Raw genomic sequence first — 24760 nt, 5'->3', positions numbered from 1 at the left:
ACAGGGAGCCTACAGGCTCCCTCTCGCGTTATTGATCTCCACTACCCTCAGCAGCAGCTCATCCACCCCTCGCTCGGCACGAAAGCGCACGTCGACATCGCGCAGACGCACGCCGTAGATCCGTGACTCCTCGCCTTGGCGATAGGCGGGACGGGGATCCTGGGCCAACACCTGCTCAATCAGCTCACGCAGCGAGCCGCTGTCCGCACGCGAGACGAGAGTCGCCTCGGCCGCCTGGCTAAAGCTTACCGGGTGCCGGGGTGGTGCTTCGGGGGCGAACCCAGCGCGGGCGTTGGGTTGCGACTCCGCCCAAGGCAGGTAGGGCTTGATGTCGAGCACTGGCGTTCCATCGAGCAGATCATGCCCGCGCAACCATAGCGAGACTCCGCTCTGGCAATCGACCCTTTCCAGCTCGACCAGCGACAGCCCCAGACGATTGGGACGGTGGGTACTGCGGCTGGCGAAGACGCCTACCTTGGCGTTGCCACCCAGGCGTGGCGGACGCACCAGTGGAGTCCAGCGCTCGGGGCTGCGATGAAAGAGAAAGGTTAGCCAGAGATGGCTGAATGCATCGAGCCCCCGCACGGCAAGCGGATCGTCATAGGGGGCGTGCAACACAAGCCTCGCGCGGGAGGCCGGCGCTAGCCCTGGCTGGCGCGGAATGCCGAACTTGTCGGGGTAATCGCTTTCGATATGCCCGATGGCCTCCAGCACATGGGAGGCGGCAGAGGGCGAAGGGGAGGGTGAGGTGTCGGGGAGCGTCGAGTCGGTCATTCCGGCATTATGCCGCGACCGAGGTGCCGCCGCGACAGGCGTGCTAGGAATTGGCGAGACGCAGTGGCTTGTGTAGGCTGCCCTACCTGCCTCGTGGGCATGGTCCTACACTGATCAAGACCAGGGAGGTAAGGAGATGCGCGACTCACGTGCCACGTCACGGATCGTCTATCGCGACGCGGAATTGGCGCGACGCTTCTGACGCATGCCGAACGGCGGCTGCTCGAGCGGGGGCCTTCACGCCTTTCATCGAGGCGAGTCCGCTTCAGCGGGTTTCGCTGTGCACGATACGCATCGACAGGTCGATGGCCTTGACGTCCTTGGTCAGCGAGCCGATCGAGATGCAGTCGACGCCAGTTTCGGCGATGGCGCGCAGTGTGGTCTCGCTGACGTTACCCGAGGCCTCCAGTGTGGCGCGACCGGCACTGCGCGCGACCGCCTTTCGCATATCGTCGATGGTGAAGTTGTCGAGCATGATGGTGTCGGCGCCCGCCGCCAGCGCCTCGTCGAGTTCGGCGAAGCTCTCCACCTCGACCTCCACCGTCAGCTCGCGGGCGATGCGCCGTGCTTCCTTGACTGCTGCGGTGATGCCGCCACAGGCGGCAATGTGGTTCTCCTTGATCAGGAAGGCATCGTAGAGGCCAACGCGATGGTTGTGCCCACCGCCGCAGGTGACAGCGTACTTCTGCGCCAGGCGCAGGCTGGGCAGGGTCTTGCGGGTGTCGAGCAGGCGCACACCGGTATCCTCGACCTGCTTGACGAAGTCGCGGGTACGAGTGGCGGTGGCGGAGAGCGTCTGCAGCAAATTGAGCGCGGCGCGCTCGCCGGTCAACAGCACGCGGGCCGGCCCCTCGAGCTCCAGGAAGGGGGCGTCTGGGGCAAGCGCATCGCCATCGGCGGCATGCCAGGTGGTGATCACGCGTGGGTCGAGACGGCGGTAGAGTTCGTCGACCCAGGCAACGCCACACAGCACGGCCTCGTCACGGCTGATGACCTGAGCGCGGGCCCACTGCCGCTCGGGAATCAGCTGGGCGGTGATGTCGCCGGGGCCGACGTCTTCTGCCAGCAGTCGTGCGGCGCTGGTACGAATCTCTTCGGCGAGGGCGTGTCGATAATGCATGGTGGGCCTTGCTCTATAGATGAGGTTGAGAATCAGCGATGAGTGACAGTATAGGTAATCCGGCCGGTCGACGTCAGGGGCAGCCGTTAAGGATCGAGGAGGGCTGGCTGAATGCTGCCCGACGGGTGCCCTCGCCCAATCGCAACGGCCGACCGCAGGGCGAGATATCCGCGGTGGTACTGCACTCGATCAGCCTGCCGCCGGGGGTGTTCGGTGGCGATGAGATCGAGCTGCTCTTCACCAATCGCCTCGATCCCGCGGCGCATGCCTATTTTGCGGGCATCGTGCAGTTGCGCGTCTCGGCCCATCTGCTGATTCGCCGTGATGGCGAGCTGGTGCAGTTCGTTCCCTTCGACGGGCGGGCCTGGCATGCGGGGCGCTCGCGCTGGCACGATGGCGAGCGCGAGCGCGTCGAACTCAACGACTTCACCATTGGCATCGAGCTCGAGGGCGACGAGACGAGCCCCTATCGGGACGCCCAGTACCTGGCGCTCGGCGAGGTGCTAGAAACGCTCTTGCATCACTACCCGGCGCTCTCCCGGGAGCGGCTGGTCGGCCATGGCCATATCGCACCGCTGCGCAAGTCCGATCCAGGGCCCGCCTTCGACTGGGCCTATCTGGCGCGATGCCTGGCGAGAAGCCGGCCGGACAACAACCGCACGTAACTCGATTACACACTGCTCACTATTGGACTAATCTGTAAAGCAGCGCCTATCAGAGCTATGCAAGGTATTGTGCTGCATCGCAATATTTTTATTTGAAAATAGTTTCCATGTTCGTGCAGATTGGCAGCGAGCAGTGTTTGCGGTATCTTCTGGGCAGTTTTCATGTGCCCTGCATGACGGATTAGTAAAAATACTACCGCAAAGTTTTCCCGGAGACGTGACTCGCAGAAGGTCACGCCCGCACTGAAGAGCGCCACATGTCCTCCACCCCGGTGGTGAGGGCAGTCCGACCCAATATCTTCATTCGGAGAGACGTCTATGAGTCTGGAGGCAAGAGAAGATCTCGATCCGATCGAAACCACGGAGTGGATTGAATCCCTGGAATCGGTCCTGGATCGCGAGGGCGAAGAGCGCGCCCAATACCTGCTGACGCGCCTGGCGGACCGCCTGCGCCGTGATGGTCGGCAGGTGCCCTTCTCGGTGACTACCCCTCATCGCAACAGCATCCCCGTGCATCGCGAAGCGCGCATGCCCGGGGATCTGTTCATGGAGCGGCGCATTCGTTCACTGATCCGTTGGAACATGGCCGCCCAGGTCATTCGTACCAACAAGAAACACAAGGGCCTCGGCGGACACCTGGCGAGCTTCATGTCCGCAGCGACGCTCTACGACGTCGGCTTCAACCACTTCTTCCGTGCCGCCAACGGTGACTTCAAGGGCGACCTGATCTACATCCAGGGACACGTCTCGCCGGGCATCTACGCACGCTCGTTCCTGGAGGGGCGGCTGACCGAGGAACAGATGGACAAGTTCCGTCAGGAAGTCGACGGCGACGGTCTCTCCTCCTATCCCCACCCGTGGCTGATGCCGGACTACTGGCAGTTCCCCACGGTCTCCATGGGGCTTGGGCCGATCACTGCGATCTACCAGGCGCACGTGATGAAGTATCTCGATTCGCGCGAACTGCAGCCAATGTACGACCGCAAGGTCTGGGCATTCCTCGGCGATGGCGAGTGCGACGAGCCGGAATCGCTGGGTGCGCTGCACCTGGCCGGCCGCGAGAAACTCGACAACCTGATCTTCGTCGTCAACTGCAACCTGCAGCGTCTCGACGGTCCGGTGCGCGGCAACGGCCGCATCATGGACGAGCTCGAAGGCGTGTTCCGCGGTGCCGGCTGGAACGTCATCAAGGTCGTCTGGGGGCGCTTCTGGGATCCGCTGTTCGAGCAGGACGACAAGGGCATCCTGCAGAAGCGCATGGACGAGGCGGTCGACGGCGAGTACCAGAACTACAAGGCCAACGGCGGCGCCTATACCCGCGAGCACTTCTTCGGCAAGTACCCGGAGACCGCGGAGATGGTCAAGGACATGTCCGACGAGGACATCTGGAAACTCAACCGCGGCGGCCATGACCCTTACAAGGTCTATGCGGCCTATCATGAGGCGTTCAACAACTCCAACGGCAAGCCTACCGTGGTGCTGGCGCACACCGTCAAGGGCTACGGCATGGGCGGCGGTTCCGGCGAAGCCGACATGGAAGCGCACCAGATCAAGTCGATGGAGCCCGAGGCGATCAAGGTCTTCCGCGACCGTTTCGGCATTCCGGTGACCGACGCCCAGCTCGAGAATGGCGAGATGCCGTACTACAAGCCGGACGACAGCAGCCCGGAAATGAAGTACATGCATCTGATGCGCGAGCGTCTCGGCGGCTACCTGCCAGCGCGCAAGAGCGATTTCGAAGCGCTCGAGATTCCCGGTCTCGACGACAAGATGTTCTCGAGCCAGACCAAGGGCAGCGGCGATCGCGAAGTCTCGACCACCATGTCCTTCGTACGTATCTTGAATGGCCTGGTCAAGAACAAGACCTTCGGCAAGCAGGTGGTGCCGATCGTGCCCGACGAGGCGCGTACCTTCGGCATGGAGGGGATGTTCCGCCAGCTCGGCATCTACACCTCCGAAGGCCAGAAGTACGAGCCGATGGACTCCGGCCAGATCATGTACTACCGCGAGGACAAGGCGGGGCAGATTCTCGAGGAGGGCATCACCGAGGCGGGCGCCATGTCGGCGTGGATCGCTGCGGCGACCTCCTACGCCAACCATCACATGCCGCTGCTGCCGTTCTACATTTATTACTCGATGTTCGGCTTCCAACGCATCGGCGACCTGGCGTGGCTGGCCGGCGACATGCAGGCGCGCGGCTTCCTGCTTGGCGGCACCGCCGGGCGCACCACGCTCAATGGCGAGGGTCTGCAGCACCAGGACGGCCACAGCCACATCCTGGCCTCGACCATCCCCAACTGCCGCAGCTACGACCCGACCTACGGTCACGAAGTGGCGGTGATCGTGCAGGATGGTCTGAAGCGGATGTATCAGGACAAGGAGAACTGCTTCTACTACCTGACCCTGATGAACGAGAACTATCCGCATCCGGAGATGGTGGACGGCACCGCCGAAGACATCATCAAGGGCATGTACCTGCTGCGCGAGACCGAAGGCGGCAAGGCGCGCGTGCAGCTGCTGGGTAGCGGTACCATCCTGCGCGAGGTCGAGGCAGCCGCCGAGATGCTCAAGGAGGAGTACGACATCGGTGCCGACATCTGGAGCGTGACCAGCTTCAACGAGCTGCGTCGCGAGGCGCTGGAGTACGATCGCCAGATGTTCCTCAATCCCGAGTCAGAACCGGCCAAACCGCACGTCACGACCTGCCTGGAAGGTCGTCAGGGGCCAGCCATTGCCTCCACCGACTACATGAAGCTGTTCGCCGACCAGGTCCGCGCCTGGGTGCCGACCGACTATCATGTACTGGGTACCGATGGTTATGGGCGTTCCGACACCCGTGAAAAGCTGCGTCACTTCTTCGAGGTCGACCGCTACTTCGTCACCGTGGCTGCGCTTAAGGCGCTGGCCGACCGGGGCGAACTCGACCGCAAGGTGGTGAGCGAAGCGATCAAGAAGTATGGCATCGATCCCAGCAAGCCTAACCCGCTGACGGTTTGAGCCGCTGACCAGCTGATCAGGCGCATGGCGAATACCCAGGTGGCCGCCATGCGCCGAGCACGATTGAAGGAGCGCGACCTTGAGTAGCGAAATCATCAAAGTCCCCGACATCGGCGGTAGTACCGATGTCGAAATCATCGAGATCGCGGTGTCGGTAGGCGATGTCATCAGCGCCGAAGACACCATGATCACTCTGGAATCCGACAAGGCCAGCATGGACGTGCCGGCGCCCAAGGGCGGCAAGGTCGTCAAGATTCTGGTCAAAGAGGGCGATACCGTCTCCGAGGGTGACGATATCCTCGAGCTCGAAGCCGAAGGTGGCGACGAGTCGGCACCGCAGCAGAGCGCCCCGGCCGAAAAGCCCGCAGAGCAGGCCGAGAGCAAGCCAGCCGCACAAGGCGCCTCGGGTGGCGACGCCAAGCCATCCAAGAAGGCCTCCGGTGGCGGCAAGCGCACCGTGGAGATCAAGGTGCCCGATATCGGCGGCAGCGAGAACGTCGAGATCATCGAGGTGGCGATCTCCGAAGGCGACGAGATCAACGCCGAAGACACCCTGATCACCCTGGAGTCCGACAAGGCCTCCATGGATGTGCCGAGCCCGCACAGCGGCAAGGTCGTATCGCTTGCCATCAAGGAGGGCGACAGCGTCTCCGAGGGCGATCTGATCGGCACCATGGAGGTGGCAGGCGAGGGTGACGACGAAGCGCCATCCGACAGCGACGCGAGCGGTGAGCGTGCCGATGTCACCCGCGAGGCCGAGCCCGACGAGCCGCAGGGCGGCGACGTCGAGGAGAACGAGGGCCCCGAAACGCAAGGAGAGCCTCAGCGCAAGGAGATCCGTGTGCCGGACCTCTCCGGCTCCAGCGACGTGCCGATCATCGAGATTGCGGTGAGTGCCGGCGACGAGATCAACGAGGAGGATTCGCTGATCACTCTGGAGTCGGACAAGGCCTCCATGGACGTGCCAAGTCCCTTCAAGGGCAAGCTGCTCGAGCTCACCGTCAAGGAGGGCGATACCGTCTCCGAGGGCGATCTGATCGGCTACATCGAGGTAGTGGGTCGCAAGCCCAAACCTGCCGCGAAACAGCCTGAGCAGAAGCGTGAAAGCGCAGCGCCCAAGGCCGATAACTCCAGTGCCTCGCCGGCCGGTACGCCGAGCCCCGAAGCGCAGATGGCGGCCCACAAGCCGCGCGATGGCAAGTTGGTGCATGCCGGCCCGGCGGTGCGCTTGATGGCGCGCGAGTTCGGTGTCGATCTGGGGCTGGTCAAGCCCAGCGGCCCCAGGGAGCGCGTGCTCAAGGAGGATCTCCAAGCCTACGTCAAGCAGGTGATGTCCGGCCAGGTCAAGGCACCCTCTGCCGCAGCGCCAGCCGCCAGCGGTGGTGCAGGCATTCCTCCGGTGCCAGATCAGGACTACAGCCAGTTCGGCGAGATCGAAGAGAAGCCGATGGGGCGCCTACTCAAGATGGGCGCCACCAACCTGCATCGCAGCTGGCTCAACGTGCCCCACGTCACGCAGTTCGATGAGGCGGACATCACCGAACTCGAGGCCTTCCGCAAGTCGATGAAGGCGGAAGCGGAGGCTCAGGGCGCCAAGCTCACGCCGCTGCCGTTCCTGATCAAGGCGTGTGCCTTCGCGCTGCGCAAGTACCCGCAGTTCAACGTCAGCCTCAAGGCCGACGGCGAAACCCTGGTGTGGAAGAAGTACGTCCACATCGGTATTGCGGTGGACACGCCGGATGGCCTGATGGTGCCGGTGATTCGCAACGCCGATCAGAAGTCGTTGATCGAATTGGCCAAGGAGAGCGTGGAGCTGGCCGGCAAGGCGCAGAGCAAGAAGCTCAAGCGCGAGGAGATGACCGGCGGCTGTTTCACCATCTCGAGCCTCGGCTCGATCGGTGGCACGGCGTTCACGCCGATCGTCAATGCGCCGGAAGTGGCGATTCTGGGCATCTCCAAGGCACAGATGAAGCCGGTATGGGATGGCAAGGCGTTCGAGCCGCGCCTGATGATGCCGTTGTGCCTCTCCTACGATCACCGGGCGGTCAACGGGGCGGATGCGGCGCGCTTCACGGCGTTTCTCGGTCAGGCCCTGACCGATATTCGCCGCATGCTGCTCTAGGCGGTATTGCAGTGATACGACGGCGCCTTCGGGCGCCGTTGTCGTATGGTTGCGCCTGGGGGCCAGCTCGCCTCGGCAGACCAAAGTGCAATGTTACCTTTGGCGGCTTCTCGTCAAAGTGGGGTAAAGGCTAAACGAAGCGCTCATGATCCAGGTCGCTTGTCTGCGCATCTTGCGCCGGGTATCGTTTCGTAACGTCGCCCTCTTGTCATCATAAAAGCGTTTCAACTCGTTCAAGGAGCAGCACCAATGCGTTTGATTCTATTGGGTCCCCCGGGTGCCGGCAAAGGCACGCAAGCCCAATTTATCTGCGAGCGGTTCGGTATTCCGCAGATTTCCACGGGAGACATGCTGCGTGCCGCAGTCAAGGAAGGCAGTGACCTGGGCCTCAAGGTCAAGGAGATCATGACCAGTGGCGGCCTGGTATCGGATGACATCATCATCGCGCTGGTTCAGGAGCGTATCGCCCAGCCCGATTGTTCCAGGGGTTTTCTGTTCGACGGCTTCCCGCGCACCCTGCGCCAGGCCGATGCAATGAAGGAAGCGGGCGTGAAGCTCGACCATGTCCTCGAGATCGCCGTGGCCGACGAGGAGATCGTCAAGCGCCTGGCGGGGCGTCGTGTCCACCCCGGTTCGGGGCGCGTCTATCACCTCGAATACAACCCGCCCCGTGAGGAGGGCAAGGATGATGTGACGGGCGAGGCGCTGATTCAACGCGACGACGATCGTGAATCGACGGTACGCAATCGCCTGACGGTCTACCATGAGCAGACCGCGCCGCTGGTCGACTACTACCAGCAGTGGAGCGAGCACGAACCCGAGACCGCCCCCGCCTACCATCGTGTGGAAGGGATCGGTAGCGTCGACGAGATCACGCGCCAGGTGATCGATGCCCTGGAAGGCTGAACGCCACTCTTCTCATTGACGACAGCGGCCCGCAACGTGCGGGCCGTTAGCGTATAATGCGCCACACGTTTTCGCCAGGATCTCCCCGCTATGTCCATTCTACTGGCTCTGGATGCCTCTTCGAGCGCCTGTTCCGTTGCCCTCTGGCGAAGCCAGGGTAATGACGAGGGTGAGGTGCTGTCGCGCTTCGCGATTACCCCGCGCGAGCATACCCGGCGCCTGATGCCGATGATCGATGAGGTACTGGCCGAGGCGGGACTCACCTTCAATGCGCTGGACGCCCTGGCCTATGGGCGTGGTCCAGGCTCCTTCACCGGCTTGCGCATTGCCGCTGGCACGGCCCAGGGACTGGCGTTCGGTCTTGATAAGCCGCTGCTCGGCGTCTCCACCCTGGCCGCCCTGGCGCTCGCCGCCCATCGTCGCCTTCACCTGCGTCATGTGATGCCGGCCCTCGATGCGCGCATGAACGAACTCTATGTCGCCGCCTATCGTTGCGACTCGGGTCAGGTCAGCCTGATCGGCGAGGAGGCGGTACTGCCCCCTCATCGTCTGACGCTGCCTGCGGGGCATGAGCAGACCGACTGGGTCGGCGTGGGCTCGGGCTGGGCGCTTTGGGAATCGGTGCCTCTTGAGGTGCGTGACGGCATCAGCCAGCACCTGGATGAGTGGCACCCCACGGCGGAGGAGATGGTACGCCTGGCGGCCAGGGAGTACACCGAGGGGGCCGGCGAGCAGGCGCATCTCGTTCAACCCGTCTATCTGCGCGATACCGTTGCCTGGCAGAAGAGTCGTTGAGTCACGTCGCTGACGAATATCGGCGCCTCTGCGTTCAGGGCGAGGCGTTGCGGGGCTTGGCCGAGCGCTTGTCGCTGCCGTGGTGCGCACATGCCTCGCTGGCCGAGCTGAAGCTGCGTATCGATGCGGGGTGCCTGGTGCTTGCCGGTGATGAGTCGCGCTATGGCAAGCCGCTCAAGGCCGATTTCGTCGAGGGCAGGGCGTCCCATCGCAGACGCTTCGGTGGCGGGCGCAGCCAGCTGGTGGCCAAGGCGTGTGGCCTGGGCAAGCGCGGCTCGGTGCATGTCGTCGATGCCACCGCCGGGCTTGGGCGCGACGCCTTCGTGCTGGCAAGTCTGGGCGCCGCGGTGCTGATGATCGAGCGCGTGCCGGCGATATTTGCGCTACTCGAGGATGGCCTGATTCGCGCGGCCGGGGATGTCGAAACGGCGGTGATCGCCGGGCGCATGCAGCTGGCGCTGGGCGACGCGGGCCAGCAGCTGGAGGCACTGGTGGCCAAGGCCGGCTTCTCTCCCGAGGTGATCCACCTCGATCCGATGTTTCCTCACCGCGACAAGTCGGCGTTGGTCAAGAAGGAGATGCGTATCTTTCGCGAGCTGGCCGGCAGCGACGATGACGCACCGCGCCTGTTACAGGCGGCGCTCGAGGTGGCGACCCACCGTGTGGCGGTCAAGCGGCCACGCAAGGCGCCGCCCATCGAAGGCCCGCCCCCTCACCACGTCATCGAGGGCAAGACCAGCCGCTACGATCTTTATGTGCATCGGGCGTTGAGCTAGCGTCTGTCAGCGTGTCGTGGTGATGCGATAGAGGCGCTGACGCAGGGCAGGGTCGAAGAGTCCCTGGGCCTGCTGCGAGGCGTCGAGCAGTGCCTCGCCGAAGCAGAGCTTCTCTTCCACCTGCCATAGCCACCTCTCGGCCTCCAGGCTCTCCACCAAGCCCGAGAAGAGGCGTGCGTCGAAATACTCCGGCGCATCGAGCCCGGAGAGCAGCGAAAGGCGCTCGGCGAGCAGTCGGGCCTGCTCGGCCAGTGCCGCGCGATCGAGCGTGCCGCTGGGTTGGCGCAGCAAGCTAGCCAGCAGCAGATAGCCGCGTTCGAGCGAGGGTTGGACCAGCTGACTGAGCAGCCTGAGCTGTTCGTTCGCGCCCAGCTGGTTGGCGGGCTTGTGCCAGGTGTCGTCATGCAGCTCCAGTAGCCCCTGTGCCTTGAGCTGCTCGAGCGTGTCGGCGATGGCCTTCGCCAGGTCGTCCGGCGGGGCGATATAGAGCTCCCGGGCCAGGATCGACCAGCTGGGGGCCAGGCGCTTTAGCAGCGCCGTGAGCGTGAAGCGTGAATTGTTGCGAAACGCGAACGCCACCAGTGCCGGAAGCGCGAACAAGTGCAGCACGTTGTTGCGATACCAGCTCAACAAAGCGGCCTGCTCGGGGCTTGCCACCACCAGCTCACCCAGTGCCTGGTCGCGGCGTGTGACCATGCCCAGTACCACGGTCTGATCGATCCAGGTGGCCGGGCTGCCCTCAGGAAGACTGATCTTGCGCCCTGCGTGCGACTTGCCGTGCAGGGCGACGAGCAGAGAGAGCTGGCGGGTGAGCAGTTCCGACTCGATGGCATGGTAGGGGGTGGCCAGCATGACCAGCCCCACCAGGTTGACCGCATTCAGCGAGGCGGCGGCATTGATGCGCTGGGCGAGGGTATCGCCGAGGCGGGGCACGGCATGGGTCATCCAGCGTGGGCGCGGTCCGCCCTGATGACGCCACTCCGGCACCTGGGCATCGAGAAAGGCATCCAGTGCAAGGGGCTCGCCGATATTGACGGCGACGCGGCCGAAGGGCTGGCGCAGCTTGTGGCGAATGCGCAGCAGATCCAGCGGCGACTCCTTGCGCTTTTTCTGCCCATGCATCTCCTTCTGATAGCTACCGCTCTCCAGAATGCGCTCATAACCGATATAGACTGGCACGAAGGCGATCTTCTGACCGGGATTGCGCAGATAGGAGCGCAGCGTCATCGCCAGCATGCCGGGGCGTGGCGTGAGCATGCGGCCGCTGCGCGAGCGGCCGCCTTCGATGAAATACTCAAGCGGATGCCCTCGCGACAGCAGGCGGTGCAGATACTCGTTGAACACTGCGCCATAAAGCCGATTGTCCTTGAAGCTGCGGCGCAGGAAGAAGGCCCCGCCCCGGCGCAGCAGGCCACCGATCACCGGCATGTCGAGATTGCGTCCGGCGGCGACGTGAGGCGGCATCAACCCCTCGCGATAGAGCACATAGGAGAGCAGCAGGTAGTCGATGTGGCTGCGGTGGCAGGGCACGTAGACCAGGGTATGGTCCCCTGCCAGGGGTTTGACCCGCGCCAGGCCACGCACGTCAACGCCATCGTAGAGCCTGTTCCATAGCCGCCGAAGCAGCTGATCCATGAAGCGCAGCACCGGGTAGGACATGTTGGAGGCGATCTCGAGCCCGTAACGGCGGGCGCGCCTCTCGACGCGTCGCGGCGCTCGGCGCTGGGCGCTTGCCACCTCGGCGATGACCTGGCGTACCGCGGGACTTGCGACCACGCCATCCACCAGGGTCCGGCGATGCGAGAGGTCTGGGCCCAGTACTCGGGTGCGCATGCGACGAAAATGGATGCGTAGCAATCGTGCCGTCTTGCGATTGGTCAGCTCCTGGGGACGCTCGTCGAGCAGTTCCTTCAGACGGAGCGGGGCACCGAAGTGCATCTCGACGCTCTTGCCGTTGACCAGTACCGACAGCGCCCGGCGCAGGCGGCCGGTGAACTGCCAGCTATCGGCGGCAAGCATTTTCCATAGTCCGAAGCGCTTGCCCGGTGCCCGCCCCCAGAAGATGCTGACCGGGACCAGCTGCAGGTCGGCCTCGGGGTGGGCGGAGAGAAATTCGATCAGTGGCATGAACGGCGCGCGAGGTGCCGCGCCGGGCCACAGCCGTCGCCCACCGTGGGGCAGCGCCAGCAGCGCCCGTTGGGCAGTGCCTGCGAGAACCAGCGGTTCGTCAGGCGAGGGGAGCCCGTGACGCGCGCACAGCTCGGCGAGCAAAACGGCATCGGAGAAGGCGGGATGCGGCAGTACATAGAGCGTTGGCAGAGTGGGACAGAGTGCCAGCTCCTGAGGTTCCGGCTCGATCAGGCGTGGCTCTACCCAGACTGAGATCAGGCGACGCCAGGGGCTTGCGAATAAACGGGTGATGCGCGATGACCAGGCCATGTGCCTGCCTTCTAGCAATGAAAGAGCGCCAGTGTATAGTCACGTCGAGACGGATGCGAAGCCCTGGCGATTCAGGAGACTTTCCCGCTCCAGATAAACATGCGTCAATGGACATTAAGGGACAGCCGGGAGCATCCGATGCGAGGCATGTGGCGAGAGGGTAACCGATTCAAGCTGTTGCCGGAGGCCAAGCGGTTTATTCCCGAGATGCTCGCGGCTATCGAGCAGGCCCGCGAGTCGATACTCATCGAACTCTACCTGATGGAGTCGGGGCGCCTGGCCGACCGCCTGATCGAGGCGCTCGGGCGGGCCCGTGCACGCGGCGTGAGCGTGATGCTGATGCTCGACGATTACGGCGCCAGGGGGCTTGCCGACGCCGATCGCGAGCGATTGCTTGCCGACGGCGTGGCGCTGCGCTTCTTCAATCCTCTGGGCTTTCATTCGCTGGCCAGGAACCTGACCCGCGATCATCGCAAGCTGGTGGTGGTGGATGGTCGTGTCGCCTTCACGGGGGGCTTCGGCGCGGTGGATGAGTTTCTCGATGCATGGTACGAGGTGGCGGTGCGCATCGAGGGGCCGGTGGTGGCCGACTGGGTACGGCTCTTCTCGCGGCTGTGGGATTCGCCCATGACCCGGGGCAGCGGCGATGCTGCTCTGGTGCGCGGCCTTGCCATCGATGCGCATGAGCAACGCGACTATCAGGGCATGCGTGGGCGAGTGGTATGGGGGCAGGGCTATCGCTACCAGGCGATACGCCACTCGCTGCAGAAGCAGATCTCCTCGTCACGCGAGCGTATCTGGATCTGTACCCCCTACTTCGTGCCGACCTTCAGCCTGCGCCTGCGCCTGGCACGTGCCGCACGGCGTGGCGTCGATGTGCGCCTGCTGCTGCCCGGCGAGGCCCACGACCACCCTGGCGTGCGTTACGCCGGCCAGCGCTTCTATGGTCGTCTGCTGCGTGCCGGGGTGCGCATCTTCGAATTCCAGCCCAGTTTCATCCATGCCAAGTTCTCGCTGGCCGACAACTGGTGCACGCTTGGCTCGTGCAATTTCGACCACTGGAGCCTGCACTGGAACCTCGAGGCCAATCAGGAGGTGGACGATGCCCGCTTTGCCAAGGAGGTAGCGGCACTGTTCGAGCGCAACTTTGCCGCCTCCCGTGAAATCCTCCCCAAGGAGTGGGCCCGGCGGCCGCGGCTGCACCGCCTGCGCGAGTGGTTGTTCGGCACCCTCGATTCCTGGCTGACCCGGCTGCGCTAGTCTCAGGACATCAGGAGGACGTCGCCGCGTCGCCTAGCGGCGCTTGCTGCGTCCCGCGGGGCTCTTCCTGCGCGGCGTCGGCTTGGGTTTCTCCGGTGGCACGCGATAGTTGAGATAGAGGTCGAGAATAAGCTCGGGGAGTTGGCGGACAAGCCCCTCCAGCTGCGTGGCGTCACCGGCCAGCTCGCTCATGTCGGGCTCGTCGTCGAACAGGCCCGAGAGCGCCATGAACGGCAGCAGCAGGGCGGCTGCTCCCTCCTCGTCATCCTCGAACCAGGCCGCCTCATCGAGAAACACGCCTTCCATGAAGCCCGCGCACCAGTCGCCGATCGGCGTTTCCGCAGGCTCGATGCCGCCCAGCTCGAGCTCGAAGGGCAGCTCCGGCAGTAGCCCCTGCTCGAGAGCATCGATAGCGTTGCGTCTGAGCTGCTCCAACAGGCCGAGGATTTCGTGGCGCTCGGCATCTTCGGCGAACTCGGGCTCGCCATGGAACAGCTCGCCGATCCACAGGGTGGGCTCGACATCGCGCGGTGCCACGGCGAGGGCCACCAGAAAGCCGTGGGCGCTGATCAGGTCCAGCGCATCGGCGTCGACCTTGTCGGAATCGAGGAAGTCGTCGAGGCGATCGAGCGCCTCGTCGTCGAGAAGCGGCTGCGGGGGAGGAGGTGTCTCGGACATGGAAATCTCGCATCGGTGAAACAGTTGGGCGCAAGCGACAGCATGACGTGACGACGCTACTGGACGTCGTCGTCCTGGCTGGGCATTCTAGCACCCCATGAACCCGCCAGCGCTCCCCACTCCTTGTGACGATCAGCTCGCCCAGCTCGACGAGGCGGCCCTGCACCTTACCCTGCATGATCAGGTCGAGGCCGCCTGGCGACGCTGCTTGGAGGTGCATCCTGGCCTTCCTCGTCCCCGGGTGTGGCTCGACCTGCGTGGCAAGAGTGCCGGACAGGCACACTATGGTCGTGGTGGTCTGCGCTTCAACCCGATCCTCTACCGCGAGAATCGCCACGCCTTTCTGGCGGAAGTGGTGCCGCACGAGATGGCACACTGGCTGGTGCGCCATCTCGAAGAGGGGCCGCGTACCCGGCCCCATGGACGCGAATGGCAGACCGTCATGCGCCAGCTCTTTGGTCTTGAGCCGCATGTCACGCACCGCTTCGATGTGGCCCGTGCAAGCCCCACCCCCTATCGCTATCGCTGCACCTGCCGCGAGCACTTTCTCAGCGCAAGGCGGCACGGGTTGGCCAATCGCGGCAATCGCTATCGTTGCCGCGAATGCGCCCAGACCTTGGTCTATATGCCGGCCCAAGTCCCATAACTCATTGTAAATAATATAAAAATCCTTAAGACCAATGTCTAAAAGGCGGGCTGGTCACAGCGGTATATGCTGGAGCTAGCTTTTGGGTCGCAAGCCACATGAGTGGCTGGCGGCATCATGCCTTGCTAGCGGACCATCTAAGGGACAGGGGTTTCTCCATGACAGAACAGCAACATGTCTATCCAGTGCGCGAGGAATTCGCCGCCAATGCCTGGGCCGACAATGAGAAGTATCTGGCCATGTATCAGCAGTCGGTGGATGACCCCGAAACCTTCTGGGCCGAGCAGGCCAAGCGTCTTGACTGGTTCAAGACGCCGAGCAAAATCAAGAACACCTCATACGCCTCGAACAATGTCGATATCCGCTGGTTCGAGGATGGCACTCTGAATGCCTGCGTCAACTGCCTCGACCGCCACCTGCAGACACGTGGCGACCAGCCGGCGATCATCTGGGAGGGCGACGACCCCAACGAGTCCAAGACGCTGACCTATCGCGAGCTGCATGCCCGCACCAGCCAGCTGGCCAATGCCCTCAAATCGCTTGGGGTGGGCAAGGGGGACGTGGTCACGCTCTATATGCCGATGATTCCCGAAGCCGCCATGGCCATGCTGGCTTGCGCAAGGATCGGGGCGGTTCATTCAGTGGTGTTCGGTGGCTTCTCTCCCGATGCGCTGGCGCAGCGTGTGGTCGATGCTTCGTCGAAGGTGGTGATCACCGCCGACGAATCGGTGCGCGGCGGCAAGCATGTACCGCTCAAGGACAATGTCGACGCCGCCCTGACCCGCGATGGGACCGACATCACCGAGAAGGTGCTGGTGGTCAAGCGCACCGGTGGCGATATCGATTGGCATGAAGGGCGCGACATGTGGTTCGACGAGCTTGTCGATCAGCAGTCAAGCGAGTGCCCGGCGGAGGAGATGAATGCCGAGGATGCGCTGTTCATCCTCTACACCTCCGGCTCGACCGGCACCCCCAAGGGGCTAAAGCACACCACCGGCGGCTATCTTACTTACGCCTCGCTGACGCACCAGTACATCTTCGATTACAAGGATGGCGAGGTGTACTGGTGCAGCGCCGACGTTGGCTGGGTCACCGGCCACAGCTACATCATCTACGGGCCGCTGGCCAATGGCGCCACCACCCTGATGTTCGAGGGGGTGCCCAGCTATCCGACCCATGGGCGGCTCGGCGAGATCATCGACAAGCACAACGTCAGCATCCTCTATACCGCGCCGACCGCAGTGCGCGCGCTGATGGCCCATGGCGACAAGGTGATGGATTCCAGCAAACGCACCAGCCTGCGTCTGCTGGGCTCGGTGGGCGAGCCGATCAACCCCGAGGCGTGGGAGTGGTTCCACCGGGTCATCGGCAACTCCCAGTGTCCGATCGTCGATACCTGGTGGCAGACCGAAACCGGCGGCATCATGATTTCGCCGCTGCCCGGCGCCACCGACCTCAAGCCGGGCTCCGCCACCCGCCCGTTCTTCGGCGTGCAGCCGGCGCTGGTCGACAACGAGGGCAAGATTCTCGAGGGCGCCACGGAGGGCAACCTGGTGATCCTCGATGCCTGGCCAGGCCAGGCGCGCTCGATCTGGCAGAACCATGAGCGCTTCGTGCAGACCTACTTCTCCACCTATGAAGGCATGTACTTCACTGGTGACGGTTGCCGTCGCGATGAAGATGGCTACTACTGGATCACCGGCCGGGTCGATGACGTGCTCAACGTCTCCGGGCACCGCATGGGCACCGCCGAGATCGAATCCTCGCTGGTCGCCCACGAGGCGGTGGCCGAGGCGGCGGTGGTGGGTTTCCCCCACGATATCAAGGGTCAGGGCATCTATATCTATGTGACCCTGGGCGACGGTATCGAACCCAGCGACGAGCTCAAGAAGGAACTGGTGCAGTGGGTGCGCAAGGATATCGGGCCGATCGCATCGCCGGATATCATTCAGTGGGCGCCGGGACTGCCCAAGACCCGCTCGGGCAAGATCATGCGCCGTATTCTGCGCAAGATCGCCGCCAACGAGTGCGATGGCCTGGGCGATACCAGTACCCTGGCCGATCCCAGCGTAGTGGAGGATCTGATCGAGAATCGCGCCAACCGCTAGTGCAGCATGCAAGCAGCATCGGGAGATGGGACCCGTTAGAGTACGCCAGCCTTTTCTCCAAGCGGGGGAAGCACGCCAGCTCAGCCCGTCTCCTGAATTCCGTACCGGCCCTTGGGCCGGTTTTTTTCATGCCGCGCGTTGTCATCCATCATGATTTCCCGAATGGCTTGGGATTCTTTCACGGCATGGGGTAACATGCCGTAAAACAACGGCGTACTCGCCTCGCACCCAGGCAGCCGGCAACCGGTGCGCTGCAAGAGGAACCGGAGGAGATGCAATGGCCTTTGCCCAGAAGTTTATAGTTGCCGATGATCATCCGCTGTTTCGTGCCGCCCTGACCCAGGCGTTGCGTCAGTTGTCACCTCAGGCCGAAATCATCGAGTCCGATACCATGCAGGCGACCACTGATATGGTCACTCGCCATCCCGATGCCGACCTGATCCTGCTCGACCTGCATATGCCCGGTGCCCACGGCTTTTCCGGCCTCATACAGCTGCGTGGCCAGATGCCGGATATCCCGGTAGCTGTGGTCTCTGGGAGCGATGAGTCCTACGTGGTGCGACGTGCCATCGACTATGGCGCCTCGGGGTTCATACCCAAGTCCTCTTCGCTTACGTTGATCGCCGAGGCGGTGGGCGAGATTCTCGAGGGCGAAGTATGGCTCCCCCCCGAGCTTGCCGACGTGATGGGTGAGTCCAACGAGGAAGAGACTCGCTTTGCCGAGGCCATTGCCTCGCTGACGCCTCAGCAGTTCCGCGTCCTCAACATGCTCACCGAAGGGCTGCTCAACAAGCAGATCGCCTATGAGCTTAACGTCTCCGAAGCGACCATCAAGGCCCACGTCACGGCCATCCTGCGCAAGCTGGGCGTGCACTCGCGGACCCAGGCGGTGATCGCGGCGCAGAAGCTCGAGGTCGAGCCGCCGAAGGTGGCCTCCTCCTCCTGAAGCGCTAGCCTCGACAAGCCAGTCGTGCGAAGACAAGACAACACCCCGTGGCATGATGAACGCCACGGGGTGTTGTCTTTAGCGATAGAGGGTACTGACTACTGGCGGCCAGCTCGGCTGGCTTGCAGCGTGCGCGTCAGCAGGGCGCGCAGGGCGGCGGGGCGTACCGGCTTGAGCAGCAGATGATAGCCGCTACGCTTGACCTCCTCGGCGACCTCTTCGGTTCGGTCGGCGGTGATCACGATTCCCGGCACCACGCCCTGGCAGCGTTCGGCCAGGGCGTCCAGCGCCATCAGGCCGGTCACTTCGTTATCCAGGTGATAGTCGGCGAGAATCGCATCCGGGTCACCGTCGAGATGGCGCAGGATCGACTTGGCGCCGCCGATGGTGGTGGCGGTGAACACTTCGCAGCCCCAGCCGGTCAGCATCGCCTTCATGCCCTCAAGGATCAGTGTCTCGTTGTCGATGCAGATGATGCGAGTGCCGGTCAGCTTGTTGCCGGCGCGCCGTACCGGGGTATCGTCGTTGACGACGCGGGGCGCCCCAGCGGGGGCGATCGGCACACTGACCGAGAACACCGTCCCCGAGCCCTCCCACGAGCGCACGCGGATCGGATGATCGAGCACACGACTCATGCGATCGGCGATCGATAACCCCAGCCCCAGGCCCTTCTCGCTCTCCTTGTGGCGCGAGGCCTGGTCGAGACGGCGAAACTCCTGGAAGATCTCGGCCTGCTTCGATTCCGGTATCCCCGGGCCACTGTCCCATACCTCGATGGAGAGCCGCCCCCCCTTGCGCCGGCAACCGAGCAGCACGCGCCCGTGCTGGGTATAGCGTATGGCGTTGGAGAGGAAATTCTGCACGATGCGCCTGAGCATCTGCGGATCGCTGTCGACCCAACAGGCCGTAGCCACCACCTCCATGTCGAGACCGCGCTCCTCGGCCATCACCTGGAACTCGGCCCGTAGCGGGCGGATGATATCGGCCAGGGCGAAATGGCTGCGCCTGGGCGTCAGGGCGCCGGCGTCGAGCTTGGAGATGTCGAGTAGCGTGCCGAGCAGCTCCTCGGCGGCTTGCAGCGAGTTATCGATATGGCCGATGGTGCGCTTCATATCCTCGGCCTCGACCTCCTGAGATAGTGCCGAGGTGAACAGCCGTGCGGCATTGAGCGGCTGCAGCAGATCGTGGCTGGCGGCGGCCAGGAAGCGCGTCTTGGAGGTGTTGGCATCCTCGGCGATCTGCTTGGCCTGACGCAGTGCCAGTTCAGCCTCGGCGCGCACGCGGTTCTCCTGGCGCAGAGCGGCGTTGGCTTCCGAGAGCGCCTGAGTGCGCTCGCGCACACGCTCCTCGAGATGCTCGTTGGTCTCCTTGAGGGCCATCTCCGCCAGGCGCCGCTCGGTGATGTCCTGGTAGAGCGAGAAGAAGCCCAGTATCGAACCGCTGTCGCCGAAGTGGGGCGTATAGGTGACCAGCATGTGGCGCGTCCCCCCCTCCTGGTCGCCCATCGACACCTCGAAGCTGACCCGATCCCCTTGCAGGGCACGCTGCATCCAGGGACCGCGATCGCGGGAGATGGTGGGCTTGAGCACCTCGTCCACACGCTTGCCGATCACCACGTTGCGGTCGATGCCGAAGGCCTGCTCGTAGGCGCGGTTGGTGAAGAGATAGCGACACTCCTTGTCGAAATAGGCGATCAGCGCCGGCACGTTGTCGGTGTAGATGCGGATATTGTTCTCCGAGCGGATCAGCGCCTCCTCGATGCGCTTCTGCTGGGTGATGTCCTGGTAGGTGTAGACGAAGCCGCCTCCTGGCATCGGGTTGCCTTGGACCTCGAGCACGCTGTCGTCCAGGCGATAGCGCACGTAGCGATGCGGCTGTCCCTGGCGGATGTTGTCGATCAGCAGGTCGACATGCTCCTCCGGGTCGCCGGGACCGTATTCGCCGTTATGCGCGTTGTAGCGGAAGATCTGGTCGATCGGTGCGCCGACGCGGATTAGGTGATCGGGGAAGCGGAATAGCTCCAGATAGCGCTGGTTCCACACCACCAGGCGCAGGTTCTGGTCGACCACGCTAATGCCCTGATTGATGTTCTCGATGGTTGCCTGCAGCAGGGCGCGGTTGAACTCCAGTACCTGGGAGGCCTCGTCGACGATCGAGATCACATCCGAAATGCCGATGCCGCGCCCCTGCAGGGCCGAGTTGACCACGATGCGCGCCGAGGAGGCCCCGAGCACCGAGGCGAGGAAGCGCTCGGTGAACTGGATGACGTCAATGGAGGCGCGAGCCGACTCCTCGAGAGGCTTGCCGGTGCGGCGAGCGTAGTCGTCGAAGGCGCGATTGACCTGATTGGCGGCCAGGAAGCGCTCGCAGAGTACCTTGAGGTCGCCTACCGTGGTGGCGCCGGTCCAGGGCCGGTTGACCGAGGTCTGGCGGGTCTCGACGCTGTCGACGAACAGCGAGGCCTGGATGCGCTCGACCACCCGCTGGGGCGTCATCTGCGAGACGAAGATGTAGAAGAACAGGTTGAGCCCCAGCGAGAGCATTACCCCATGGGTGAAACTGTCGCCGATATTGAGACCGAACAGCTGGGTGGGGGCAAGCCAGGTGATGCCCAGCGGGCCGACGCTGAGCCAGCCGCTCGGCAATACGCCGGCGGTGATCAGCGTCGGTAGCATCAGGGTATACGCCCAGATGGCAAAGCCGATGTTCATGCCGACCACCACCCCCAGGCGGTTGCCGCGCTTCCAGTAGAGGCCGCCGATCAAGGCGGGGGCGAACTGCGCGGCGGCGGCGAATGACAGCATGCCGGTCGAGGCCAGCGTGCCGTACTCGGCGATCAGCTGATAGAAACCATAGGCGAGTGCCAGGATCACCACGATAGTGACGCGACGCGCGCGCAGTACCAGTCGGCCGAAGTCGCGAGGCTTGGTATCGAACCAGCGCAGGCGGAACAGCGCCGGAATGACGATCTCGTTGGAGATCATGATCGATACCGCAACGGTGGCCACGATCACCATGCCGGTGGCCGCCGAGAAGCCGCCGATGAAGGTGAGCAGGGTCAGCAGGTCGTTGCCTGCGGCCATGGGGATGGCCAGCACGAAGGTATCGGGCTCGATATCGCCGCTAGGGAACATCGTCAGTCCTGCGGCGGCGATGGGCAGCACGAAGAAGCCGAATATCAGCAGATAGAGAGGAAACAGCCAGCGCGCCTTGGCGGCATCGTCGCGATGGGTGTTCTCCACCACGGCGACATGGAACTGGCGTGGCAGGCAAAAGACCGCCAGCATCGCGAGCAGTGTCTGGGCCCAGAAGCTGCGTCCGAAATCCTGCTCGGCCAGCTGGCGCTGCAGCTGCAGCTGCTGTTCGGCATGGCCGAGCAGGTCGCCAAGGCCATCGAACAGGCCCCAGGTGACATAGGCCCCAAGCAGCAGGAACGCCGCCAGCTTGACCAGCGATTCGAAGGCGATGGCGTGCACCAGCCCCTCGTGATGTTCGGTGGCATCGGTGTGGCGGGTGCCGAACAGAATCGCAAATATCGCCATCACGGCGGCGACGTAGAAACCGGTATCGGCGAACAGTGGTGCACGGGTCATGTCCGAGGTGTCGGTGAGCACCATGAACGAGGTGGAGACCGCCTTGAGCTGCAGGGCGATATAGGGCAGCGTGCCGATCAGGGCCACCAGGCTTGCAAAGGCGGCAAGCGACTGCGTCTTGCCGTAGCGCGAGGCGATGAAGTCGGCAATCGAGGTGACGTTCTGGTGCTTCGCCACGCGGATCATCTTGGCCAGTACTGGCCAGAACAGCAGGAAGGTCAGAATCGGTCCGACGAAGATGCTGGCGAACGACCAGCCCGAGGTGGCGGCTTCACCGACCGCCCCATAGAAGGTCCAGGAGGTGCAGTAGATTGCCAGCGCCAGGCTGTAGATGATGGGGCGTCGTCGACTGGCGCCGTAGCGCTGGGCATTGCGATCGCCGTGCCAGGCGATGGCGAACAGCACGGCAATGTAGGTGAGTGAAACGGCAATCAGCAGCCAACCGGAAAACATGCGCTCTCTCCCTCGGATCTGCGGCCATTCTAGGGCAATGCCGTGGTTAATCCCTCATCGAGGTGGGATAAATGCTCAGGTCTCGGCACACACGGCCTGATATACGGGATCGCTGTCATCGACACGGCGCATTTCATGGAATCGGGGCTGCCGCTGCTCTCCCTCGAGGGGCAGTGATTCGTGGGTGGCACAGTTCATCAGGTAGGGGCGGTGGGTCACCAGGTCCATGTGATGCCGTTCGAAGCGGTAGAGCATGAACTCGACCAGATGCTGACCATCGACCTGGCGAGAGATCATGTTGCCCTGATCGATGACGCTGAAGGCGGTCGTCATCGGGAAGAGGTAAGTCCAAGGGCGCCAGAAGACCGAATCCTGCTCGGAGGAGATCACCTGAGCCGCTGCCGGCAACTGATGCTGCTTGTGGTTGAACCAGGAGTATTCGTGATGAATCTGGTAGGCCAGCATGCCAAGGCCTGCACATACCGGCACGATCCAGCGGGGCAGGCGTCTACCACTGACGACGCGCAACAGTAACCCCACACCCGCTGCACCAAGGCCTGCAAAGATTGCCGCTATCAAATGCCATATCATGCGCTGTCTTCCTGAAAGCAATCGGGCTTCCCAAGGGAAGCCCGATCTGGTTTGGTTCCGCGACAGGTCTCGCTGAGCGGAGCCTATTATGGCTTAGTGATCGATCGCTGCGCCAGCGCCCTTGGGATAGCGAACGCTCTCCACCAGGTTCTGGATCTCCTGTGGGGGTGCTGCGGTCACGCTGGAGACAGCGTAGGCGACCGCGAAGTTGATCAATGCACCCACTGCACCGAAGGAGAGCGGCGAGATACCGAACAGCCAGCCATCCGGTGTGTTGGGCAGCGTGTTGGTGCCGGGGATGAAGAACCAGCCCAGGTAGGTGAAGATGTACACCACGGTGACACCCAGACCCGCCAGCATGCCGCAGATCGCACCGGTGCTGTTCATGCGCTTGGAGAAGATACCCATCATCAATGCGGGGAAGATCGAGGCGCCGGCGAGGCCGAAGGCCAGGGCGACCGTCTGCGCCGCAAATCCGGGTGGGTTGAGCGCCAGGTACGTTGCCAACAGGATAGCGCCCGCCATGGAGAGCCGTGCCGCGAGCATCTCACCTTTTTCCGTGATGTTGGGATTGATGGTCTTCTTGATCAAGTCATGACTGATCGCCGAGGAGATCGCCAGCAGCAGACCCGCCGCTGTCGAGAGCGCCGCGGCGATACCGCCCGCTGCGATCAGGCCGACCACCCAGCCGGGCAGGTTGGCGATCTCTGGGTTGGCCAATACCAGGATATCGTTGTTGACGTTGAGTTCGTCGCCCTCCCAGCCACGCTCTGCCGCTGTCTCTGCGAATGCAGGGTTGGCAGCGTTGTAGGATTGGATGCGCCCATCCTCGTTCAGGTCAGTGAAAGTGATCAGCCCCGTCTCTTCCCAGGTCCTGATCCAGTCCGGCCGCTCTTCATAGACCAGCGGATTCGCCATGGCGTCTTCGTAAGAATCCACCTGGCCGATCGCCTCCGGATAGATGGTAGTCAGTAGATTCAGGCGCGCCATGGAAGCGACGGCCGGGGCGGTGAGATAGAGAATCGCGATGAACACCAGCGCCCAGCCGGCGGACCAGCGAGCATCTGCCACCTTGGGCACGGTGAAGAAGCGAATGATGACGTGGGGCAGCCCCGCGGTACCCACCATCAGCGACAGGGTGAACAGCACCATGTTGAGCTTGTTGGGCTCATCTGACGTGTAGTCTCGGAAGCCCAGCTCGTTGAGCACTTCGTTCAGCTTGGCGAGCAGCGGGATGCCGGATTCGTCGTGGGTACTGAACATGCCGAACATCGGAATCGGGTTGCTGGTCAGCTGCAGAGAGATGAACACAGCCGGAATGGTATAAGCCACGATCAACACGATGTACTGCGCCACTTGGGTATAGGTGATGCCCTTCATGCCGCCAAAGACGGCATAGAGGAAGACGATGAAGGCAGCGATCCAGATGCCCCAGGTATTGCTCACTTCCAGGAAGCGAGAGAAGGCAACGCCGGCGCCGGTCATCTGGCCGATGACATAGGTCACCGAGGCGACGATCAGGCAGACTACCGCCACGGTACGCGCTGTCGTGCTGTAGAAACGGTCACCGATGAAGTCGGGCACCGTGAACTTGCCGAACTTGCGCAGGTAAGGAGCAAGCAGCAGTGCCAGGATGACGAAGCCGCCTGTCCAGCCCATCAGGTAGGAGGAGTTGGCATAGCCACCTGACGACAGCAACCCGGCCATTGAAATGAAGGAAGCCGCCGACATCCAGTCAGCGGCGGTGGCCATGCCATTGGTGATTGGATGAACGCCTCCCCCGGCGACATAGAAGTCCTTTGTCGAGCCGGCCCTGGCCCAGATGGCGATGCCGATATAGAGCGCGAAGGAGGCGCCCACGAAGAGCAGGTTGATGGCAAATTGACTCATG

General features: G+C 63.3%; 17 protein-coding genes. 10 read left to right on the top strand and 7 right to left on the bottom strand.

Going from position 1 to position 24760, the window contains the following annotated elements; all coding sequences use genetic code 11:
- Positions 1–9: 9 nt before the first annotated feature.
- Together tsaA and nadC are read right to left on the bottom strand one after the other, a co-directional pair.
- Positions 10–774 carry a tRNA (N6-threonylcarbamoyladenosine(37)-N6)-methyltransferase TrmO gene (gene tsaA / locus HJD22_RS08135; RefSeq protein WP_208656520.1) on the bottom strand — a complete coding sequence of 255 codons (765 nt, stop codon included), beginning with the start codon at positions 772–774 and terminating at the stop codon, positions 10–12.
- 265 nt (positions 775–1039) lie between these two features.
- Complete coding sequence (nadC, locus tag HJD22_RS08130; protein WP_208656521.1) at positions 1040–1894, bottom strand: carboxylating nicotinate-nucleotide diphosphorylase; 855 nt, start codon at positions 1892–1894, stop codon at positions 1040–1042.
- Between the two features lie 38 nt (positions 1895–1932).
- On the opposite strand from nadC, the gene ampD reads away from it, so the two are divergent.
- The 6 genes from ampD (at position 1933) to HJD22_RS08100 (ending at position 10155) form a co-directional block, all read left to right on the top strand.
- On the top strand, positions 1933–2559 hold the full coding sequence (gene ampD / locus HJD22_RS08125) for a 1,6-anhydro-N-acetylmuramyl-L-alanine amidase AmpD (RefSeq protein WP_208656522.1): 627 nt from the start codon (positions 1933–1935) through the stop codon (positions 2557–2559).
- A 318-nt stretch (positions 2560–2877) separates the two neighbouring features.
- Positions 2878–5556, top strand: a complete 2679-nt coding sequence (gene aceE / locus HJD22_RS08120) for a pyruvate dehydrogenase (acetyl-transferring), homodimeric type (protein WP_208656523.1) — start codon at positions 2878–2880, stop codon at positions 5554–5556.
- 79 nt (positions 5557–5635) lie between these two features.
- Positions 5636–7678 (top strand): pyruvate dehydrogenase complex dihydrolipoyllysine-residue acetyltransferase, encoded by a 2043-nt coding sequence (gene aceF / locus HJD22_RS08115; RefSeq protein WP_208656524.1) that lies wholly within the window; start codon positions 5636–5638, stop codon positions 7676–7678.
- A gap of 249 nt (positions 7679–7927) precedes the next feature.
- Positions 7928–8584, top strand: coding sequence for an adenylate kinase (gene adk / locus HJD22_RS08110; protein WP_208656525.1), 657 nt, complete (start codon positions 7928–7930; stop codon positions 8582–8584).
- Positions 8585–8674: 90 nt separating this feature from the next.
- Positions 8675–9379, top strand: a complete 705-nt coding sequence (tsaB, locus tag HJD22_RS08105; protein ID WP_208656526.1) for a tRNA (adenosine(37)-N6)-threonylcarbamoyltransferase complex dimerization subunit type 1 TsaB — start codon at positions 8675–8677, stop codon at positions 9377–9379.
- Between the two features lie 74 nt (positions 9380–9453).
- Positions 9454–10155 carry a class I SAM-dependent methyltransferase gene (locus HJD22_RS08100; protein ID WP_248730171.1) on the top strand — a complete coding sequence of 234 codons (702 nt, stop codon included), beginning with the start codon at positions 9454–9456 and terminating at the stop codon, positions 10153–10155.
- A 6-nt stretch (positions 10156–10161) separates the two neighbouring features.
- On the opposite strand, the gene plsB is transcribed toward HJD22_RS08100, so the two are convergent.
- Entirely contained in the window at positions 10162–12594 is a 2433-nt protein-coding gene (plsB, locus tag HJD22_RS08095) for a glycerol-3-phosphate 1-O-acyltransferase PlsB (RefSeq protein ID WP_208656528.1), read from the bottom strand.
- A 138-nt stretch (positions 12595–12732) separates the two neighbouring features.
- Here plsB and HJD22_RS08090 point away from each other — a divergent pair, with 138 nt between their 5' ends.
- A complete protein-coding gene (locus HJD22_RS08090; RefSeq protein WP_208656529.1) occupies positions 12733–13854 on the top strand; it encodes a phosphatidylserine/phosphatidylglycerophosphate/cardiolipin synthase family protein in 1122 nt (373 codons plus the stop codon).
- A gap of 33 nt (positions 13855–13887) precedes the next feature.
- Here the strand turns inward: HJD22_RS08090 and HJD22_RS08085 are convergent, their stop codons facing one another.
- Positions 13888–14532: a YecA family protein gene (locus tag HJD22_RS08085; protein WP_208656530.1), complete on the bottom strand. Its 645-nt coding sequence runs from the start codon at positions 14530–14532 to the stop codon at positions 13888–13890.
- 97 nt (positions 14533–14629) lie between these two features.
- Here HJD22_RS08085 and HJD22_RS08080 point away from each other — a divergent pair, with 97 nt between their 5' ends.
- From HJD22_RS08080 to HJD22_RS08070, 3 genes are all read left to right on the top strand, one after another.
- Positions 14630–15178, top strand: coding sequence for a SprT-like domain-containing protein (locus tag HJD22_RS08080; protein WP_208656531.1), 549 nt, complete (start codon positions 14630–14632; stop codon positions 15176–15178).
- A 158-nt stretch (positions 15179–15336) separates the two neighbouring features.
- Positions 15337–17286: an acetate--CoA ligase gene (gene acs, locus HJD22_RS08075; protein WP_208656532.1), complete on the top strand. Its 1950-nt coding sequence runs from the start codon at positions 15337–15339 to the stop codon at positions 17284–17286.
- Positions 17287–17563: 277 nt separating this feature from the next.
- Positions 17564–18232 (top strand): response regulator transcription factor, encoded by a 669-nt coding sequence (locus HJD22_RS08070; RefSeq protein ID WP_208656533.1) that lies wholly within the window; start codon positions 17564–17566, stop codon positions 18230–18232.
- A gap of 98 nt (positions 18233–18330) precedes the next feature.
- Here the strand turns inward: HJD22_RS08070 and HJD22_RS08065 are convergent, their stop codons facing one another.
- From HJD22_RS08065 to HJD22_RS08055, 3 genes are all read right to left on the bottom strand, one after another.
- Positions 18331–22278, bottom strand: a complete 3948-nt coding sequence (locus tag HJD22_RS08065; RefSeq protein ID WP_208656534.1) for a NahK/ErcS family hybrid sensor histidine kinase/response regulator — start codon at positions 22276–22278, stop codon at positions 18331–18333.
- 75 nt (positions 22279–22353) lie between these two features.
- Complete coding sequence (locus HJD22_RS08060) at positions 22354–22869, bottom strand: hypothetical protein (RefSeq protein WP_208656535.1); 516 nt, start codon at positions 22867–22869, stop codon at positions 22354–22356.
- 93 nt (positions 22870–22962) lie between these two features.
- A complete protein-coding gene (locus HJD22_RS08055) occupies positions 22963–24759 on the bottom strand; it encodes a sodium:solute symporter family protein (RefSeq protein ID WP_208656536.1) in 1797 nt (598 codons plus the stop codon).
- Between the last annotated feature and the right edge of the window lies 1 nt (position 24760).

It is taken from the genome of Halomonas sp. TA22, assembly GCF_013009075.1.
Lineage (GTDB): Bacteria > Pseudomonadota > Gammaproteobacteria > Pseudomonadales > Halomonadaceae > TA22.
This window is presented reverse-complemented; position numbering and strand designations above follow the sequence as displayed.

What these genes read in the sequence shown, in the direction of transcription:
- HJD22_RS08065 (WP_208656534.1), bottom strand. Translation starts at nt 22,278, where the DNA reads ATGTTTTCCGGTTGGCTGCTGATTGCCGTTTCACTCACCTACATTGCC.
- ampD (WP_208656522.1), top strand. Translation starts at nt 1,933, where the DNA reads ATGAGTGACAGTATAGGTAATCCGGCCGGTCGACGTCAGGGGCAGCCG.
- adk (WP_208656525.1), top strand. Translation starts at nt 7,928, where the DNA reads ATGCGTTTGATTCTATTGGGTCCCCCGGGTGCCGGCAAAGGCACGCAA.
- nadC (WP_208656521.1), bottom strand. Translation starts at nt 1,894, where the DNA reads ATGCATTATCGACACGCCCTCGCCGAAGAGATTCGTACCAGCGCCGCA.
- HJD22_RS08070 (WP_208656533.1), top strand. Translation starts at nt 17,564, where the DNA reads ATGGCCTTTGCCCAGAAGTTTATAGTTGCCGATGATCATCCGCTGTTT.
- acs (WP_208656532.1), top strand. Translation starts at nt 15,337, where the DNA reads ATGACAGAACAGCAACATGTCTATCCAGTGCGCGAGGAATTCGCCGCC.
- HJD22_RS08055 (WP_208656536.1), bottom strand. Translation starts at nt 24,759, where the DNA reads ATGAGTCAATTTGCCATCAACCTGCTCTTCGTGGGCGCCTCCTTCGCG.
- tsaA (WP_208656520.1), bottom strand. Translation starts at nt 774, where the DNA reads ATGACCGACTCGACGCTCCCCGACACCTCACCCTCCCCTTCGCCCTCT.
- HJD22_RS08060 (WP_208656535.1), bottom strand. Translation starts at nt 22,869, where the DNA reads ATGATATGGCATTTGATAGCGGCAATCTTTGCAGGCCTTGGTGCAGCG.
- aceE (WP_208656523.1), top strand. Translation starts at nt 2,878, where the DNA reads ATGAGTCTGGAGGCAAGAGAAGATCTCGATCCGATCGAAACCACGGAG.
- HJD22_RS08090 (WP_208656529.1), top strand. Translation starts at nt 12,733, where the DNA reads ATGCGAGGCATGTGGCGAGAGGGTAACCGATTCAAGCTGTTGCCGGAG.
- HJD22_RS08080 (WP_208656531.1), top strand. Translation starts at nt 14,630, where the DNA reads ATGAACCCGCCAGCGCTCCCCACTCCTTGTGACGATCAGCTCGCCCAG.
- tsaB (WP_208656526.1), top strand. Translation starts at nt 8,675, where the DNA reads ATGTCCATTCTACTGGCTCTGGATGCCTCTTCGAGCGCCTGTTCCGTT.
- HJD22_RS08085 (WP_208656530.1), bottom strand. Translation starts at nt 14,532, where the DNA reads ATGTCCGAGACACCTCCTCCCCCGCAGCCGCTTCTCGACGACGAGGCG.
- plsB (WP_208656528.1), bottom strand. Translation starts at nt 12,594, where the DNA reads ATGGCCTGGTCATCGCGCATCACCCGTTTATTCGCAAGCCCCTGGCGT.